Source organism: Brochothrix thermosphacta DSM 20171 = FSL F6-1036 (assembly GCF_036884295.1).
Taxonomy (GTDB): Bacteria; Bacillota; Bacilli; order Lactobacillales; family Listeriaceae; genus Brochothrix; species Brochothrix thermosphacta.
The window spans coordinates 2,339,948-2,357,628 of record NZ_CP145608.1; the positions used below are offsets into that span (position 1 = coordinate 2,339,948).

The 17,681-nt window shown below is 35.0% G+C and carries 17 protein-coding genes; 6 read left to right on the top strand and 11 right to left on the bottom strand.

Going from position 1 to position 17,681, the window contains the following annotated elements:
• Window positions 1-27: 27 nt before the first annotated feature.
• Window positions 28-792: an alpha/beta fold hydrolase gene (locus V6S17_RS11590; RefSeq protein ID WP_029091092.1), complete on the bottom strand. Its 765-nt coding sequence runs from the start codon at window positions 790-792 to the stop codon at window positions 28-30.
• Between the two features lie 45 nt (window positions 793-837).
• Complete coding sequence (locus tag V6S17_RS11595; RefSeq protein WP_036027029.1) at window positions 838-1,230, bottom strand: GtrA family protein; 393 nt, start codon at window positions 1,228-1,230, stop codon at window positions 838-840.
• A 172-nt stretch (window positions 1,231-1,402) separates the two neighbouring features.
• Here V6S17_RS11595 and V6S17_RS11600 point away from each other — a divergent pair, with 172 nt between their 5' ends.
• A complete protein-coding gene (locus tag V6S17_RS11600) occupies window positions 1,403-2,980 on the top strand; it encodes a hypothetical protein (protein WP_029091090.1) in 1,578 nt (525 codons plus the stop codon).
• A gap of 44 nt (window positions 2,981-3,024) precedes the next feature.
• Here V6S17_RS11600 and V6S17_RS11605 read toward each other — a convergent pair whose 3' ends face one another.
• From V6S17_RS11605 to V6S17_RS11615, 3 genes are read right to left on the bottom strand one after another with little or no spacing between them, the layout of a single operon-like run.
• Complete coding sequence (locus V6S17_RS11605) at window positions 3,025-3,405, bottom strand: VOC family protein (protein ID WP_029091089.1); 381 nt, start codon at window positions 3,403-3,405, stop codon at window positions 3,025-3,027.
• 29 nt (window positions 3,406-3,434) lie between these two features.
• A complete protein-coding gene (locus V6S17_RS11610; protein WP_029091088.1) occupies window positions 3,435-3,803 on the bottom strand; it encodes an MmcQ/YjbR family DNA-binding protein in 369 nt (122 codons plus the stop codon).
• Between the two features lie 4 nt (window positions 3,804-3,807).
• Window positions 3,808-4,359, bottom strand: a complete 552-nt coding sequence (locus tag V6S17_RS11615) for a GNAT family N-acetyltransferase (RefSeq protein ID WP_029091087.1) — start codon at window positions 4,357-4,359, stop codon at window positions 3,808-3,810.
• A gap of 340 nt (window positions 4,360-4,699) precedes the next feature.
• Between V6S17_RS11615 and V6S17_RS11620 the strand changes: the two genes are divergently transcribed.
• The 3 genes from V6S17_RS11620 to V6S17_RS11630 are packed head-to-tail and all read left to right on the top strand — an operon-like array spanning window position 4,700 to window position 8,390.
• Window positions 4,700-6,202 carry an FtsX-like permease family protein gene (locus V6S17_RS11620; RefSeq protein ID WP_029091086.1) on the top strand — a complete coding sequence of 501 codons (1,503 nt, stop codon included), beginning with the start codon at window positions 4,700-4,702 and terminating at the stop codon, window positions 6,200-6,202.
• Between the two features lie 12 nt (window positions 6,203-6,214).
• Window positions 6,215-6,889 carry an ABC transporter ATP-binding protein gene (locus V6S17_RS11625; RefSeq protein WP_029091085.1) on the top strand — a complete coding sequence of 225 codons (675 nt, stop codon included), beginning with the start codon at window positions 6,215-6,217 and terminating at the stop codon, window positions 6,887-6,889.
• Window positions 6,882-8,390 (top strand): PASTA domain-containing protein, encoded by a 1,509-nt coding sequence (locus V6S17_RS11630; protein WP_051535954.1) that lies wholly within the window; start codon window positions 6,882-6,884, stop codon window positions 8,388-8,390. The genes V6S17_RS11625 and V6S17_RS11630 overlap by 8 nt, the downstream gene beginning before the upstream one ends.
• A 395-nt stretch (window positions 8,391-8,785) precedes the next feature.
• Here V6S17_RS11630 and V6S17_RS11635 read toward each other — a convergent pair whose 3' ends face one another.
• The 5 genes from V6S17_RS11635 to V6S17_RS11655 form a co-directional block, all read right to left on the bottom strand.
• Window positions 8,786-10,021, bottom strand: coding sequence for an ABC transporter permease (locus V6S17_RS11635; RefSeq protein WP_029091084.1), 1,236 nt, complete (start codon window positions 10,019-10,021; stop codon window positions 8,786-8,788).
• Window positions 10,014-10,922 (bottom strand): ABC transporter ATP-binding protein, encoded by a 909-nt coding sequence (locus tag V6S17_RS11640; protein ID WP_029091083.1) that lies wholly within the window; start codon window positions 10,920-10,922, stop codon window positions 10,014-10,016. Before V6S17_RS11640 ends, V6S17_RS11635 begins: the two co-directional genes overlap by 8 nt.
• A 450-nt stretch (window positions 10,923-11,372) precedes the next feature.
• Window positions 11,373-12,881: a DUF1846 domain-containing protein gene (locus V6S17_RS11645; protein ID WP_029091082.1), complete on the bottom strand. Its 1,509-nt coding sequence runs from the start codon at window positions 12,879-12,881 to the stop codon at window positions 11,373-11,375.
• Window positions 12,882-13,160: 279 nt separating this feature from the next.
• Window positions 13,161-13,478: a MazG-like family protein gene (locus tag V6S17_RS11650; RefSeq protein ID WP_029091081.1), complete on the bottom strand. Its 318-nt coding sequence runs from the start codon at window positions 13,476-13,478 to the stop codon at window positions 13,161-13,163.
• A gap of 22 nt (window positions 13,479-13,500) precedes the next feature.
• Window positions 13,501-14,103 (bottom strand): DUF1349 domain-containing protein, encoded by a 603-nt coding sequence (locus tag V6S17_RS11655; RefSeq protein ID WP_051535953.1) that lies wholly within the window; start codon window positions 14,101-14,103, stop codon window positions 13,501-13,503.
• A gap of 201 nt (window positions 14,104-14,304) precedes the next feature.
• On the opposite strand from V6S17_RS11655, the gene V6S17_RS11660 reads away from it, so the two are divergent.
• The gene (locus V6S17_RS11660) at window positions 14,305-15,303 is read left to right on the top strand and encodes an LLM class flavin-dependent oxidoreductase (protein WP_029091080.1); all 999 of its coding nucleotides are present in this window, start codon (window positions 14,305-14,307) and stop codon (window positions 15,301-15,303) included.
• A gap of 120 nt (window positions 15,304-15,423) precedes the next feature.
• Here V6S17_RS11660 and V6S17_RS11665 read toward each other — a convergent pair whose 3' ends face one another.
• The gene (locus V6S17_RS11665; RefSeq protein ID WP_029091079.1) at window positions 15,424-15,888 is read right to left on the bottom strand and encodes a MarR family winged helix-turn-helix transcriptional regulator; all 465 of its coding nucleotides are present in this window, start codon (window positions 15,886-15,888) and stop codon (window positions 15,424-15,426) included.
• Between the two features lie 129 nt (window positions 15,889-16,017).
• Between V6S17_RS11665 and V6S17_RS11670 the strand changes: the two genes are divergently transcribed.
• Window positions 16,018-17,664 (top strand): alpha-keto acid decarboxylase family protein, encoded by a 1,647-nt coding sequence (locus tag V6S17_RS11670; protein WP_029091078.1) that lies wholly within the window; start codon window positions 16,018-16,020, stop codon window positions 17,662-17,664.
• Window positions 17,665-17,681 lie beyond the last annotated feature (17 nt).

Sequence of the window (17,681 nt, forward strand, 5' to 3'; positions counted from 1 at the left end):
ATAAATTGGAAGATAAATCCGTACTCTTTACTTTTTTAAAAAGTTCTTTTCATAAAAAGCTGCGATTTGGTCCATTACATCTCCTCGAACAAGATGACGCTCATGCTCATCTGTTAAAAACACAGTATTTTGAGCATATTTTTCTGCTTTAATCGTGTTATAAAAATCATAGGCTGCTTCATAAGGTATCTTTTCATCTAGTTTGCCATGCCAAAATAAAAAGGGACGATTCGCAATCATTTCTGGATGTTGCGCTAAATCATAATGGCCCACCCAGGATAAGGCCAATCGTAAATCTTTAGGTACAGCTATCTGTCGTTTAGCTGCAGAACTTATGACTAAATCAATATAAGACAGCGGACTCGGCGTCCCCATAACACAAGCCGCTGCTTGTATTTCTGGGTGTTGCGTTAATAACGCACAAGTGGTTATTCCGCCCATTGACACACCACCAACAGCGATTAAATCCCTCTCAATCATCTGTTTTTTTTCAAAGAAACGAACCAAAACAGAGAATTCTAAAATATTATGCTGAATACTCGACCAAAAGGTAACCGAAGGTATGGAAGAAGGTTCTCCCAACTTACGTTCACCGTGAAACATTGCATCTGGTAAAATTACCCGCACACCCAAACGCGCTATTTTACGTGCTTGCGTTAAAACAAGCTCCTTTGACGATTGCCAACCATGATAATAAATTAATAAGGGTAATGCTTCTGAGCGTGACTCCTCTGATACAACTTCTAATACTGGAATACGTTCAATTGAACGATGACGTACTGCTATCTTCATCTATCTCATCCTTTTATCAGCCTTCGTTTGTTAACGAAATAGCGTTTATTTAAAAATTAACCATTTGCTCGCTGCATAGTTAACAATAACAACCACAACATTCGCAATAATCTTGGCTATCAGTGCCATAATGCCAAAGACGCTTACCATTAATACCGTTAAACCAACGTCAATCCCTAGCGATACACCACGAAATCCTAAAAAAAGAAAAATCTCTTTTACAGTGCCTTTCGTATCTTTTTCGATGCGTTCAAATACCCATAATTTATTGCTGAAGTATGCGAAAATAATCGCTAAGATATTCGCTATGGTTGCACTGACCGCAAGCTCTATTGTTGTATATTCGTCTAAGCAATAAAACGCTACAATATTTACTAACGTTGTTAAACCACCCATTACTAAGTATAAAAACGCTTCTTTTTTATTGTTATTACTCATTATGAACTCCTTTTATTTACTGTTTACTTTGTGTTTTATCATAACCTTTTGCTATTGTTTCTGCAAATTTACAAGCGTTCTTCTTTTAACTGGTAATACCACATAACTGTTTACAAATAACGACAGTATTTGTTATGCTGAACCTTTAAATAATCAATAGGAGGATCTACTAATGCAACGCGCTAAAGAAAAACAAAAATCACCTTGGTATGATTATTTAATACTTTTATGCTTCGCCTTTTTCACCTTATTGTTCTTCACAAAATCATCACCCTTATTTTACCTTAACGATTGGGTTGACTCCAATGCTTACTTTACAGTTGGGAAAGGGATTATTCATGGCTTAATCCCCTACAGAGATTTATTTGAACAAAAAGGGCCTTTACTCTATTTTATTCATGCCGGAGCCTACCTCATTGAACGTAAAAATTTCACTGGTGTCTATGTTTTTCAAAGTATTGGCTTATTTATATCATTATTGTTTGCTTATAAAACCTTCACCCTCTACACTACACGCAAAATTGCATTGCTAATGAGCTTATTTTTACCTCCGCTACTTTTAATCACCTTATTTTATCGAACAGGTGATTCTGCAGAAGAATTTTCTACCCCCTTTATTTTTGGTCTCCTTTACTTCACTTTCAAAATCATCCATTCTCAAACTTTTCAGCATGGCCTCAGTTGTTATTTATATCAAGGTATTTCTTTAGGCGCTGTCTTTTGGATGAAATACACCTTAATCGGTCCTTGGATTGGTTTTTTCTTCTTTATTTGCTGTCTCCTACTTATAAAAAAAGAATTCGTTTTATTATTAAAAATCACCCTAATTAGTTTATGCGGTTTCAGCTTGATGTCTATCCCCATTCTCTTTTATTTCTATTATCATCAAGCCATCACTGATTTAATAGATGTTTATTTTTACTTTAATATCTTTTATTACCCTCCTACTACACACGCTTTTTTCAGCATCATACGTTCGTTCGTATTCACCGCTGGCAACATCATAAAAGCACCACTCATTCTAAAATTGATGCTAATAGTTGGGCTTTTTTCAGCCTTTTGCACAACCGTGATTTCAAAACGATTAATTGATAGATTACTCCTATTAACTCTGTTCAGTTTCACATTCATTACAGCTTATTGGGGTGGGAAAAACTACCTTTATTATTTCCTCATACTTTTACCATTTGTTATTTACGCTTTTATTGCCGCCCTTAAAACAATCAAAAAAAGACTAATTAATATTACTTTTGAAATAACACACCGTCATCTATTTATTGCTATTTTTGTAAGTATGGCGCTTACTTTTATGAATAATCCACTGATTTTAGAATCAAAAATTTTCCCTAACAATTCCACGCTGGTCAACAATAAACAAAATATTTCTACGAAAACGCCTCAAACTATCCAACATATTTTCGCTAATATTATCAAAAAATCTAACAACCAAACGCTCCTTAATTATGGATTTTTGGATTACGGAGTCTATACTGCTGGGGATTTCCTTCCAAATGTACGTTACTTTATGAAACAAAACATATCGAACGAGATTTATCCTGATATTATGGACGCACAAAATAAGTACATCAAATTGAAGACCACTCAGTTCGTTATTGTAAAAACCAAACACCCTCTCAAAGAAAAAGATGTTGGCACAGCTCTCTTACACAAAAATTATCAGTTGGTTGCTGATTATAGCGATAAAAAAACGAAAACAGTCCACTATTGGTTGTTTGAATCAAAAAAATAACATGCAGTAAACTGTCACTAACAGCCTTACTACATGTCTTCCGTTCATTCTAATGGCACAAATAAGCTGATTAAATTTCCATCAACATCTTCAAGGATACAATAACGTTGCCCCCAGAAAGCATCCCATGGTTCACGAACACCTTGATAACCTTTTGCGATAACATTATCATATAAGCGATCTAACTCCTGAACGTTTTCGCATAAAAAGGCTAACTCAATCCTTTGTCCTTTAGGTTTTTCTAACTCACCAAACAACGGCGTCACCATTTCTTCCGTATTAAATGATAAACGGACCCCGCCTTGATCCACTTCAACATAGGCCTCTTTCTCAGCATTATCTGGAAAACTAAAACCTAATGCACGATAAAAAGCTAACGATGCTTTCATATCTTTAACAATGATACCAACCATATCAAGTTTCATCTTATAACCTCCAGTTACTTTTATTTGAACTAACCTTCGTTAATCTCAGCCTTCATTTTCTTGGTTAACTTGTCGTAAATTAATTGGTACGATTGTTTTAGACATTTTTCTATTATGGGTGCACCAATCGATTCATCTTCCAATAAAATTGAAATCCAATGTGTTTTATTCATATAGTACCCTGGTGAAATTGCTGCATTTAATTCAATCAACTCTTCGTTATCAGAAGGTAAACCTTTAACGGTTAAAATCGTTTGTCCTGTTTTGTTGGTGCCGTTCATTGCAAATATTTTCCCACCAACCAGAAAAGTATCTGCTCCCCATTCATCTTTATGGACAATCATTGCACCAGGCAATTCAGACACAATATCCTTCAATAATTCACCTGCATTCACCATTATCTCAACTCCTTTTTTTCAAATGTGTTAATAGACGAATCAATAGCGGGGGTAAGGTCAACGCGTAAACATCTGTAATACGTTCAACGATTTTATCATCTCTGCTCATGTCATCTTTAGTTAGATAGAGCACTTCATATTTAACGCCAAATGAGCGCCAATCATATGGACTACGTTGCGCACCATTTTTTTCATAAAAATCGATACGCTTTTGTTTACTTTCATCTGTCGGATATTCACATTCAATCAACAAATTAGGCAGGTTTTTTTCCTTATGTAAACGCTGTAAAAAATAACTGCCATATCCATCTTGTTGATGCTTTGGCAAAATCGCAAACAAATCGAGAATACCAATATTTTGTTTTGGATCTCTTAATACCGCTGCAAAACCTATTAATTCACCCGCTTTTTCCAATATCCAGACAAAATAACACCCTCGTTTCATCAATTTTTTCAAACCTGAATACCTTCTAATTTCATTGCGTGGAAACATTGTCATAACATAGTTCTGATGTATCTGTTTAAAGGCTTCAGCCTCGATTTCTCTTATATTCATAGAGCTCCTTTTAAAGCACATTCATTCTTAACTTTAATTATACGGATAGAAAAAACATTCGTCAAAAATGTCCGCCTTAAATAAAAGATTTAACTAACATAACTAATCAAATAATTCATTTAATTAACAGTAATATTACAAATATTACATTTTTAACTTCCACCTGAGTGTACCCTATGTTATAGTACAGTTGTACCCCTTTCTAACAAAGCTCTAGGAAAATTTATCCTGTTCATTGTTGTAAATATCTTTACGATATATTTAGACTGATGACTAGTTAGTAAACTAGCTACTCGTCATCTAATTACTATAAAAATCAAACCACAAAAGGAGTTTTTACATGAATTTTTTCAAGCGCGCATTAGTTAGCATTTCACGAAAAAAAGGCAAGTCCCTTCTTCTTTTTGCAATTATCTTTATCTTAGGGAATGTCATTGCAGGTGCTGTTTCGATTTCACAAGCGACAAACAATGTCGAAAAAACAGTTAAGGATCAATTGGGTGCACAAGCAACCATTGATATGTCTGAAGAAACAATGGAAAAATTATTTAAAGATAGTAACGAAGATACGGAATTTCCTGAACCACCAAGTGTTGATGTGATTAAAAAAGTCGGCGCACTTGATTCTGTAAAATACTACGATTATAACATTGAGGATTATTATACCTCCGAAAAAGTAAAAGCAGTTATACCAAAAGATGAGGAAGAAAACGCTGAAGACATGGGTAACAGTTTCCAAGCTAAAGGTGTTGAGTACGCCAATCTTCTTGATGTTGAAGAGAATAAAATAAAGTTAGATGCAGGAAGTGTCTTTACTAAAGAACAGGTAGCAGATGGTAAAAATGTCATTATTATGTCTTCCCAAGTTGCCAAACTCAATAACATTTCAGTTGGTGACAACTTTGTTTTAGATAATGTCTACACTTCGTACGATGATAAAACTGACAAAGAAAAAAAATTATTTACACATGTCAATTCTTTTAAAGTAGTGGGACTTTTCACACCTACTAAAATTGAATCAAAGAAAAAATTAAGCAACGATAAAAAAATGGAACAAGAATGGGTAACGAACGAGCTTATCAACACTTTCTATCTACCTAATAAGACCGTTTCAAGAATGAATCAAGCTTATGTGAAAGAATCGTTTGAAAAAGATACCACAATGGCTGATGGTATGAGCGAAAAAGAACTGGCGAACTATAAAAAAGGTGCTAGTCAAGAGGCTTATTCATCAACATTTGTAATTAAAAAACCTGAACAAATGCCTGATTTTGTAGCAGATGCAACACCATTATTACCAAAACACTATTCAATTATTTCCGCACAAGATAAATACGATACAATTTCTGGTTCTATGAATAAAGTAGCCAAATTTTCTAAATATATTTTAATTACAGCAGCAGCAGCTTCAATTATTATATTAACGCTTGTAATTATTCTCTTTATTCGCGACCGTAAAAAAGAACTCGGTATTTATCTTTCACTTGGAGAAAAGAAAATAAAAATTATCGGTCAAATCTTTATTGAAGTTCTCATTGTTGCCTTCATTGCTATTTCAATTTCGCTTTTCACTGGGAACTTACTGGCGAAAAACGTTTCAACTTCATTGATTAGTAATGATACAAAAACGGAACAATCTAGCGGTATGATGTCCTCAGGTAATCAAATTGGCAATGCTAATGCTGATATTGATTTTGATACTGTTAAAGATTCATATACTGTGAAAATTGATGGTCCTTACATTGCCTTCTTCTATCTCATTGGCCTTGTGACTGTGATTCTTTCAACTGCGCTACCAATGCTTTATATTCTTCGATTAAATCCTAAAAAAATTATGATGTAAGGAAGTGAAACCATGAGTATACTAACAGTCAAAGATGTCGATTATTTTTATCAAGATGGCGATCGCCAACGTTTCATTCTCAAAGATACCGATTTAGCATTTGAGAAAGGGAAATTTTATACTATCCTTGGGCAATCTGGCTCGGGAAAATCAACTTTTCTTTCATTGATTAGCGGCTTAGATACACCGCATAAAGGCCAAATATTATACAACGATGTTGATATTAAAACGATCGGTTACGAAGAGTATCGTCGCAATGATATGAGTATTATTTTCCAGGGTTACAATTTGATTCCTTATTTAACTGCTGTTGAAAATGTTTTAGTTCCGATGTCGATTACTACAAATGATATTCCCACAGATCATAATGAAGTAGCCTTAAATTTATTGGATTATATTGGTTTAAATAATGACAAAGCAAAACGAGTGGTCACACAACTTTCTGGTGGTGAACAACAGCGTGTCGCTATCGCGCGTGCCCTAGCAACAAATGTTGATATTATTCTTGCCGATGAACCGACAGGTAATCTCGATGAAGATATGGAACAAGAAATCGTTGCTATTTTCAAAGAACTTGCTCATCAACACAATAAATGTATCATTGTTGTTACACACTCTAAAGAAATTGCAGAATTATCGGATGAAACGTACTATCTGCATAAGGGGGCTTTCAGCCAAAATGAGTGATTTTTTATCCAATTTCGATAATAAAAATTATCGTTCACGCACTGAAAAAAAAGCAGAAGAAAGCTCTGAAAAAGCTACATCGTCACAAACAGATGCTACTTCTACTCCTGAAATAGAAAAAAAGACAGTGGCCCACAAAAAGCAAAAGCCTATTCCATCTCGTGTTGATATGAAGAAAGCAGCAGCGAATCCAACTGATATGGACCCTAATGAAAATACGCAAATCGATCCTACGTACGCTAAACGTAAACGTCGTAAACGTATTTTAACAGCTGCCATTTCAATTATTCTTATCGCTTTAATTTGGTGGATATACTACAGTATGACTCATGTTAAGTTACCGAACTTTGTCGATAAAAACATTAGTGAGGTGCGTACTTGGTCAAATGAACAAAATGTGAAGCTACAGGTCGAACAAAAATATGATACTAAAACTGAACCAAATATTGTACTCTCACAAGAACAACAAGCTGATACTAACATCAAAAAAGGCGGCAATTTAATTGTTACAATCAGTATCGGTCCTAATCCTGATGAACAACTCAAACTGCCTAATTTTTCTGAAATGACTAAAGCTGAGGCTCAGACTTGGGTAGATAAGGAAAAAGCTGAAAACATTACAATTACTGATGACTTCAACAAAAAAATCGCGAAAGGGAAATTCATCAAGCAGACTTTCCCAAGCTCGGATGTCACTGCCGACAATTATAAGCGTAAAGATCAACTCGTGTTATATTTCTCTAAAGGTGAAGAAATATTTGAGAAAAACATCGAATTGCCAAACTTCTCTAAGAAAACTAAAGACGAGGTTTCTGAATGGGGTAAAACAAACGATGTGAAAATCACTTTCGAAAATGGAACAGCTGACGGAGCAGAAATTGGAACTGTCATCTCACAAAACTTTTCAAAAGGCACCAAAGTTGCGAAAAAATCGACATTAGTTGTGACAATTGCAACACTAAAAGTTCCTAATTTTGCTGATTACACGATTGAATCCGCTGGTGAAATCGAAGGTATCACTGCAAGTGTGAAAAAACAATTCTCTGAATCAGCTCCCTATGGTAGCTTAATTTCACAATCTCTTGAAGCTGGTACCTTCATTACTAACAAAGAAGGCGATGCAACAGTCAAAGTTGTTTATTCAGCCGGTCGTCCGTACTTGAAGAGCTATTTCGGCACACTTGAAGGGCAACTAGCAGAAGATTTTTATAATGATTATAAAGCAAATGGGGCTAATATCACTTATACAACTTATAGTGTTGATTCAGATGAAGAAAAAGGTACTGTGGTTAAAATGAGTAATTATAACGCCTATGTATCGATGAATTATACTGTTTCACTCGGTATTAGTAATGGAAAAGGTTATACACCTTCTGCTGAAAATACCGAAAAAAACACTGATACTGATGCTATCGATGACGATACTGCTGAAAATGATCCAAAAGATACCAAAACTAAAGACGATAAAAAAGATACAGCAACTAATGTTGATGCTGAATAACAACATAATTACAGACTCCTAAATTTAGGAGTCTGTTTTTTTGACTCTATATCAAATAGTGCTAATATCGTAGCGGATTTATCCGCTTTACGAGAGTAGTATGGGTGCTGACATTGTGCGAAGTTATGAGCTTACAAGGACAGTATGGGACGCAGCGACTGCGAGTACCACTCCATTATTCAAGCAGTTGAGTACCTCCCTTTATGTTAATTCCTTAAGAGTGCCAATAAGTTTTTCATAATTAGATACTCAAAAACACCTTATCAAAAAGACTGATAACAAGTCTCCTAATGATAAGGTGTTTTTGATGATTTTCGAACTATTCTTATAGTGAGCTTTATTCTATATAGTTAGCACCAATAAAATTCCCTTTCATTATTTATATTAGATTAATATCACTTCTCTCTTCTAATTGTTTTTTTTATAATTTTACTAAAAGATACCTCTGGTGCTAATAGGGATTCTTTGTAACTTCTGCTTGCGATATAAGATAACAAGATAATCATTGCAATTGCTAGTACTAACGAAAGTAAAAGCTCGTAAACATTTACATCTCTTGATGTCATACGAAATAACATCGTAAAAGGTGAAAAGAAAGGAATATAACTGGTCAACTTTATCAAACTATCATTAACCTCATCGATATTAAATATGATTAGGTAGATTGGAATAAACAAGAGGACATTAATCGGCATAACTGCTTGATTTATATTCTCTAAATTTTTTGTCATCGCTCCAATAATCATCGCAAAAATAATATACGTCGCTAATCCAATAAAAATATATATAATGCTTATTAGTATCAACAAAACTATATGCAAATTCACTTCTGTATCCATACCTTTTACAGAAATAATATCATTATCAAAAAGCCAACAAATTAATATCGTAGCGATTACCACACCTAACTGCGTCAATGCTACCGCGATTAAAGAGAGTATTTTACCCCATAAATGAAGCAACGGAGAAATACTTGTGAGAATCATCTCCATAACTTTAGAGTTCTTTTCTGTAGCAATCTCTAATGCCGCCTGATTTGAATAACTCAATATAATAATAAACATTACTGCAATACTAAAATAGACAATATATTGAATGAGTTCAGCTTCTTTACTTGAGTAAGCCGTATCACTTTTTATTTTTTCAGTTATTATTACATTGCTTTTTCCCAATTTTTCAATTTGTTTAATACTCAAACCGTAGTCATTTGCCCTTTTTTCAAACTGTAGTTTAGACAGCAACAATTGAATGTTAACTTTTTCACTTTCCTCGACAGCCCCTTTATATATCAATTTAGACTCTATATCTTTATGTTCATTTTCCTTAATAATATAAAACCTTGAAATATCATTAGTTTGGATGTTTTTTAATGCGTCACTTGCACTACTCATATGGAACTTTACTTTCGGATTTAATAACTCATTATTATTCTTTATTTCCTGATATATTTTCGCGTTATTAGTTACAATCGCAACATTACTAACTTCTTCAGAAACAAACCACTGCTTAATATTATCAAAATTTAAAAGTCCTACAACCCCGATTACTAATATAAGTGCCAGCGATACGAAAGATACACTACAAACTTTTTGACGGTATGTGAACTTGAATACGAGCCAAAATTTATTCATCTGTATCACTTCCTTTTTTATTCATAATCTCTAGGAAAACATCTTTTATTGACGGTTCTTGTATTTCAAATCTAGTAATAAATTTTTGTTTTTTTACTTCTTGGAATATTTTGTGACACGTATCTTCATCCTTAACTTTTAATGTCAGAACATTTTTTTGTTGTATTACCTCTTGCACACCTTCAATATCTTTTAAATAGCTCATATCTATATCACTAGCAATCACGATTGATTTATACTGCAGTTTATTCTTCACTTCAGTTATTGTGCCGTAGGCTTTTAATCTGCCATCATTTAAAATAGCTACTTTATTACAAAGCTCTTCTATATGCTCTAAACGGTGTGAACTAAAAATAATAGTAGTGCCTTGTTCATTTAATTCTATTATCGCTTCTTTTAAAATTTCGACATTTATCGGGTCCAGACCACTAAAGGGTTCATCTAAAATCAAAAGTTCTGGATTGTGTATGATACTAACTATTAGTTGTATCTTTTGCTGGTTGCCTTTCGATAGCTCTACTATCTTTTTATGTGTATATTGAATCACACTGAATTTTTCCAGCCAATAATCTGCATTTTTTATAATAGTTTTTTTATTTAATCCTTTCAAACTCCCCATGAAAATAAGTTCCTCCATCACAGTTAAATTAGAATGAAGGCCTCTTTCTTCAGGAAGAAATCCGATGTTATCAAAATCTTTTTTTGTGAATTCTATACCTTTAAATAAGATTGTACCGCTAGTTGGGTTTAATAAACCCAGTATTATTCTAAATGTTGTTGATTTCCCTGCTCCATTCTGTCCTAAAAAGCCAAGCATATCACCTTTCTCAAGTTCTAAATTAAGATTATCTAATACGATATGCTCTTTGAATTTTTTTGTTATATTTTTCACGCGTAACATTTATACATCTCCTTTATATAGCTGCTGTATTTATAACTAGTAAAAAGAATGAATTTTGAAAATTCTGTTTTTTATAAACTTAAAAAAATTTAATATTTGTGCATCATATCTAATAGCTATTTATGATAATAAAAAATGCCTTTTGTATATTTTTGTGGTAAAAATACCTATTACCATCAATCTATCATACACAAGTTTCTTTGTATACATCAATCGCATTATACAGTTAATTAGAACCATTCAAATTGAATTAAAATGATTATGCGATTATTTATACCTATGCATTTATACATTAATCAGAACAGTTTATAATACATTCAAAAAATACGTCATTAAGCGCATTTTTGCATTCCGTCTACAAAGTAGCAAGCCACATTCCTAGAAAATTAAAAGCACTTCTTGACAGAGATTGTCAAAAAGTGCTCTTTTAAATAAAATAGGCTTGATTACTTAAATATAATACAGATTATCTGATGGATAGACTGGATCACAGGTGATATCTAAACCTAATTTACGGAGTGTTTGTTCATCATTATCATTCAACATCACTGTCGAATGCGCTTGAACGCCATTTAATTCAGATAACTTATCGTAAGCTAACTGCGCCGTTGGGTTTGTTACCGCACTAATTGCTAAAGCAATTAATACTTCGCTTGCACTAAGTGCCGTCAGTTTATGATGTAACTCATTTTTTTTCATTTCTTGAATCGTTTCTAAAATAACAGGTGATAATAATAAAATCTCATCTGATATATTAGCAAATGTCTTGATAGCATTAAGAATCGCTGCCGCACAGGTATCCATCAATGCTGTTGTTTTTCCTGTGATAATACGACCGTCATTTAGCTCTAATGCAATCACAGCAGGCATATCATTGTTACCTGTCGTTTCTTTGAGACGCATTGCATAATCACGTGCAGGTTGCACAGATTTACGATCTTTTTTCTTGAGCTCAACTTCTTCCATAATCAACTTGATGCGATTTAAAGTATCTTCATCTAAAAGTCCCTTTTTAAAATCACATTCTGTGGCAAAACAACGACGAATAATTTCTTGTTTCGATGCTTCTTGAATTGCAGCATCGTCTGTAATACCAAAACCAACACGGTTAACACCCATATCAGTTGGTGAATGATAGACAGATTCTTTACCTGTAATTTTTTCAATCATTCGTTTAATGACTGGGAACGTTTCAACATCGCGATTATAGTTAACCGCTACTTCTTGATACGAATCATAGTGAAATGAATCAATCATATTCACATCTTTCAAGTCAACTGTTGCTGCTTCATAAGCGATATTGAGTGGGTGCTTCAAGGGTACATTCCAAACAGGGAATGTCTCAAATTTAGAGTACCCTGCTTCGCGACCTTGATGACTTTCATGATAAAGTTGATTTAAACAAGTTGCTAATTTACCGCTACCAGGTCCTGGTGCAGTGACAACGACAATCGGTTTTGTTGTTGGAATATAAGCATTTTTGCCAAATCCTTCTTCGCTAACAATTTTATCAATATTAGAAGGATAATCTTCGATTGCAGCGTGTTTAAACACCTTAATATCACGGCGCTCTAGCTTGTTAATAAATAATTTTGTAGAGGGCTGACCACTATAACGTGTGATGACAACACTGTTAACTTCTAAGCCAAATTCACGTAACTCATCAATTTGTCTCAAAATATCTTTGTCGTATGTAATACCATAATCACCACGTACTTTATTACGTTCAATGTCGCCTGCGTAAACGCACATCAAAATTTCTGTCTTATCTTTTAGCTTTTGTAACAATTTAATTTTGGCATCTTCATCAAATCCAGGTAACACACGTTTAGCATGTTTATCACCAATCAATTTACCGCCAAATTCTAAATAGAGTTTATCATAGTCATTAACACGTTCTAAAATATATTTTGATTGCTCTTCAATATATTTTTGTGGATCGAATCCTACTTTTGTCATTTTAAGGCCCCCGTTAATTTTGTCGCTCATTTTATTTTCCGTGTATTCAACACATTCTTCTCTATTATAGACGATTGAGATAGATTGACAACCTCTTATAGCGATTAATTCAATCGCAAAATGGCAAGGTTTTTACATAATGCGACATAAGCTATTGAGGAAGGTCTCTAAAAGACTATTCTAGAGACTTTCCTAATAACCGTAGCATCTTATCTCTACTTAATAGACTTCTCGAAAGCAGCTAATTAAGTTACATCCAACACACCAAAAATTTTATCATTACATCGTATCTTTACCCATATGAGCTTCCCATTTAGCTGTCTTCTTCTCTAACAATTCACTAAAAGTAGCTTCAGTTGCCGTATCTTCTGCTGATAATTTTTCAAACAACGCCAATGCTACCAAAATAACATCTACACATTCTTCCTGTGCATCTGCCATCGATAATTTTTTATAAACGCTGCCACTACTATTACCAGCTGATAAAATTGCTTGAGCGACTTCGCCAGTTTCTTCAGCTAATTTCAAAGCCATTTGTTCTAATGTTTTAGGTTCACGCTTTGCTAATGCTAATATTGATTGAATATTATTTTGCATGCCTTCATCCCCTTTATTTTGATTATGTATACGCTTCTTCTTTATCCGCAAAACCTTTTTCGTAGTGCAATTCACTCATTTCAACTTCTAACTTATCGCCTTGGGGGCTACAAGCATATACACCGATTTGCAGTGGTTCGGCTGTGGGTTCCATGTGAAACAAGCGGATTGTCTCCCACTTTTCACCCTCTATAGAAGTTGCAACATAAACAGTTTCGCGGATTTTTATTATTCTGAAATAATAGCTATCACGGTCAGGTACTGCCATTGTTGCCCAATCAGAAAAGCCATCTTTTGTTACAACTGAACCTAATTTATTATCTGCCTCTGGGATATATTCAACAGATGTTTTTGCCCAGTTACCTTCATCTAATCGCAACATTAATCCGGCTTGATCATACCTTTGCTGTGGCAACATTTTTATTTTCACTGAGAATAAAAAATTATCTACTGCTTCAGTACTTAAAAAATGACCATCATCACGTTTAAAACCATAGTGTGTTTGTTGCCAAAAGTCCGTGTCTTTTTTCGTTGTGACAATCAACAGCTCTTTTTCTGTATCCACCTGCATTTCTGCTGGTGCATTATACCAAGACATTGTTGGATATAAATCATTAAATGTCATACTCTTTTGCCCCCTTTATTAAAATGAGTATTCTCTCTCTTATTTTAGCATGATTGTGAGATAAACTCTTGTGACTTCAATCCTTAGGCTGATATCTTTGCTTTCAAGCCATTCTTTGTTAGAGTGGGGGTATATTTGTGATACACTCACAGACATCATATCGTTAGTTAACGTCGTTAACTCAGAAAAGGAGTTTTTTTCATGAAATTAAGTATTTTAGATCAGGCTGTTGTTCCCAAAAACACCGATGCAAGCGAGGCGCTAAACAATGCCGTTGAGCTTGCAATTGTGGGTGAAGAATTAGGTTATGAACGTATTTGGTTAGCAGAACATCATAATAACGAAGGTATTGCCAGTTCTGCACCCGAAATAACAATGGCTCATATCGCGGCTAAAACAAAACGTATTCATGTTGGTTCTGGCGGTACGATGGTGATGCATTACGCACCTTACAAGCTTGCTGAAACATTTAAAACACTCAGTGCACTTTCGCCCGGTCGTGTTGATTTCGGCGCTGGACGCGCACCAGGAGGCGATCATTATTCAACTATGGCACTATCAGAAGGACGTCCACCAGCTTATGACTCCGCCTATACAAAAATTAGAGAAGCGCTCGCCTTGATGAATGACCAAATGCCAGAGAACCCACTCTATCATAATGCTTTTGCTGTGCCACTTAACGTCACATTACCCACCGCTTGGTTACTTGGTTCTACAGGTGATAGCGCCTACCAAGCAGGTCGCATGGGACTTGGTTATTCTTACGCTCAGTTTTTCACAGGGAAAATGGAACCTGATGTTTTCAAACGTTACCGTGAAAGTTTTTCACCCTCTTACTTCATGGAAAAACCTAACATCATTGTTTGTTATATGATTACTGTCGCTGAAACGATTGAAGAAGCAGAATACGAAGCATTGCCTGCTGATATCTCACGTTTAAACTTAATGAGAGGTCGGTTAGAACAACGTCTTTCTCCTGAAGAAGCACAAAATTATCCCTTAACAGAGCGTGATCGTTTGGCGATTAGTGAGAATCGTAAAGCACATCTTGTAGGTACACCTGCAATGATTAAAGATATGCTAGAAGCAGAGCAAGCCTTACACGGTTTTGATGAAGCAATGATTTTATGTCCACCTTATGCACAATCAAAACGTCTTGAAATGTACCGTTTGTTAGCTGATACCTTTATAACACAATAAATAAAAGAACCGACCTCAAAAGTTAGATCACCATCTAATTTTTTGAAGGTCGGTTTTTTTGGGGGCTAATATGGGCGTTACACCTAATTTGCAGCGTTAAACAGCTTACTTTTTTTATTTTTAATCCATTCTTTTTAAAAAGTCTTTATCAATTTGCACAGCATATTTCTCCATAATTGCTGTCCAAACCTCACCTGTTGGATCACCTGTTTCAGTGAAAATCGTTTGCATTTTTTCTATTTGAGCCGCACTGATCTTATCATCAATTGCTTTACCCGAAGCAGTAACATAGACGTTTTTCTTACGTTTATCCTCACTGTTTTGAATAGTTTCGACCCACCCTTTGTCCACTAACTCTTGCATGGGACGGTTCAATGCTTGCTTGGTAATATCCAGCACATCTAATAATTCCTTCACCGTCAGACCAGGCATCCGCACTACAAAAAATAAAATACGTCGATGAACCTTGCTCAACTGATAGTGTTCAACTAAATCATCCGCTGTTTTGATAAACGAACGGTAACCAAAATAAAACAAGGCGAGCTTCTTATCAAAGTCTACTTTTTTATCTGCCAATATACTCATTCCTTCCCGCCATAATAATGTGTTAATTATAGCATATTTCAGAAAATTGAATTATAGGTCAATCAAGTTGACTTATTATACCGATAGGGCTATAGTGTAATTGAAATAGAATATTAGGAGGAGATAGACATGTATACAATTGGCGATTATTTATTAGATCGTTTAAACGAATTAGGCGTTGAAGATATTTTTGGTGTTCCTGGTGATTACAATCTCACTTTCCTAGATCATATTACTGCTCACCCACAGTTATCTTGGGTCGGAAATGCCAATGAATTAAATGCTGCTTATGCAGCAGATGGTTATGCTCGTACAAAAGGTTTCGCTGCTTTAGTGACAACTTTCGGTGTGGGTGAACTTAGTGCTATCAATGGGTTAGCTGGTAGCTTCGCTGAACGTGTTCCCGTGATTGAAATAGTCGGTTCGCCCGTATCTACAGTACAAACCGATAAGAAATTAGTCCATCATACGCTAGGAGATGGCGATTTCTTACACTTTGAAAAAATGCATGATGCGGTGACCGTTGCAAGTGCTCATTTAACCATCCAAAATGCGACTTCTGAAATTGATCGTGTGCTTACAACAGCCTTATCATTACGTCGTCCTGGTTATATCAATTTACCTATTGATGTTGCAGCTGCTCCTGCAGAAAAAGCACAAAAAAAATTACAGCTAAAAGTGACATCGCCAATCGATAGTACTCTGTTAGAAAAAATCCAAACAGCCTTTTCTTCGGCAAAACAACCTGTTTTTATTACGGGACATGAAATCCAAAGTTATCATTTAGAAGATACTGTCGCTAAAATTGCTGCGCATACAACTGTTCCTGTTGCTGCTCTTTCTTTAGGAAAAAGTAGTATCGATGAAACACACCCACAATTTGTTGGTATCTATTCAGGGGCTTTAACAGCAGAACCCTTAAAAACTTACGTAGATAATGCTGACCTTGTTATTTTACTGGGTGCGCAACTAACGGATACTGCAACCAGTGGTTTCAGTCAAAGTTTCAGTGCTTCTAAAATCATCGCTATTCATCCTGAAACAACAACTGTTTTCGGACAAGATTATCCTTCAAATGACTTCAAAGAACTCATTGAAGCGTTAACTACGATTGATTATCGTATGGAAACAAGTGCAGCGTTAAAAACAATGCCTTCTACTAAAGAATTCATTGCGACTGATACGCTCTTAACACAAAATCGTTTTTGGGAAGCGATTGAAACCAATTTCAAACAAAACGACACCATTGTTGCTGAACAAGGAACCTCTTTTTTCGGTATTACAAACACTCAGTTTAAAAAAGATATGCGTTTAATTGGGCAACCACTCTGGGGTTCAATTGGTTATACTTTCCCTGCAGCACTTGGAAGTCAACTTGCTGCTAGAAGCAAACGCCATCTTCTCTTTATCGGAGATGGTTCGTTACAACTTACCATTCAAGAACTCGGAATGGCATTACGTGCAAAATTAACACCACTTATTTTTGTTATTAACAACAATGGGTATACTGTTGAGCGTGAAATCCATGGGCCTAATGAGCGTTATAATGATATCCCTACATGGGACTATGCTCAGCTCCCAACTGTTTTTGGTGGCACGGACCAAAATGTAGCGACTTATAAAGTAACGACTGAAACAGAGTTAGCTGAAGCACTTGTAACCGCGAAAGCTGATACAACACGCTTACAATGGATTGAAGTCGTTATGGACCAAACAGATGCACCAGAATTATTAAAAGAAATGGGCCGCATTTTTGCCAAACAAAACACACACTAAAAATATTGTTAACGCTA

Excerpts from the sequence above, each read along its gene's own strand:
- V6S17_RS11590 (WP_029091092.1), bottom strand. The coding sequence starts at position 792 with ATGAAGATAGCAGTACGTCATCGTTCAATTGAACGTATTCCAGTATTA.
- V6S17_RS11600 (WP_029091090.1), top strand. The coding sequence starts at position 1,403 with ATGCAACGCGCTAAAGAAAAACAAAAATCACCTTGGTATGATTATTTA.
- V6S17_RS11615 (WP_029091087.1), bottom strand. The coding sequence starts at position 4,359 with ATGAATATAAGAGAAATCGAGGCTGAAGCCTTTAAACAGATACATCAG.
- V6S17_RS11595 (WP_036027029.1), bottom strand. The coding sequence starts at position 1,230 with ATGAGTAATAACAATAAAAAAGAAGCGTTTTTATACTTAGTAATGGGT.
- V6S17_RS11635 (WP_029091084.1), bottom strand. The coding sequence starts at position 10,021 with ATGAATAAATTTTGGCTCGTATTCAAGTTCACATACCGTCAAAAAGTT.
- V6S17_RS11640 (WP_029091083.1), bottom strand. The coding sequence starts at position 10,922 with ATGTTACGCGTGAAAAATATAACAAAAAAATTCAAAGAGCATATCGTA.
- V6S17_RS11670 (WP_029091078.1), top strand. The coding sequence starts at position 16,018 with ATGTATACAATTGGCGATTATTTATTAGATCGTTTAAACGAATTAGGC.
- V6S17_RS11655 (WP_051535953.1), bottom strand. The coding sequence starts at position 14,103 with ATGACATTTAATGATTTATATCCAACAATGTCTTGGTATAATGCACCA.
- V6S17_RS11660 (WP_029091080.1), top strand. The coding sequence starts at position 14,305 with ATGAAATTAAGTATTTTAGATCAGGCTGTTGTTCCCAAAAACACCGAT.
- V6S17_RS11610 (WP_029091088.1), bottom strand. The coding sequence starts at position 3,803 with ATGGTGAATGCAGGTGAATTATTGAAGGATATTGTGTCTGAATTGCCT.
- V6S17_RS11650 (WP_029091081.1), bottom strand. The coding sequence starts at position 13,478 with ATGCAAAATAATATTCAATCAATATTAGCATTAGCAAAGCGTGAACCT.
- V6S17_RS11630 (WP_051535954.1), top strand. The coding sequence starts at position 6,882 with ATGAGTGATTTTTTATCCAATTTCGATAATAAAAATTATCGTTCACGC.
- V6S17_RS11620 (WP_029091086.1), top strand. The coding sequence starts at position 4,700 with ATGAATTTTTTCAAGCGCGCATTAGTTAGCATTTCACGAAAAAAAGGC.
- V6S17_RS11645 (WP_029091082.1), bottom strand. The coding sequence starts at position 12,881 with ATGACAAAAGTAGGATTCGATCCACAAAAATATATTGAAGAGCAATCA.
- V6S17_RS11605 (WP_029091089.1), bottom strand. The coding sequence starts at position 3,405 with ATGAAACTTGATATGGTTGGTATCATTGTTAAAGATATGAAAGCATCG.
- V6S17_RS11625 (WP_029091085.1), top strand. The coding sequence starts at position 6,215 with ATGAGTATACTAACAGTCAAAGATGTCGATTATTTTTATCAAGATGGC.
- V6S17_RS11665 (WP_029091079.1), bottom strand. The coding sequence starts at position 15,888 with ATGAGTATATTGGCAGATAAAAAAGTAGACTTTGATAAGAAGCTCGCC.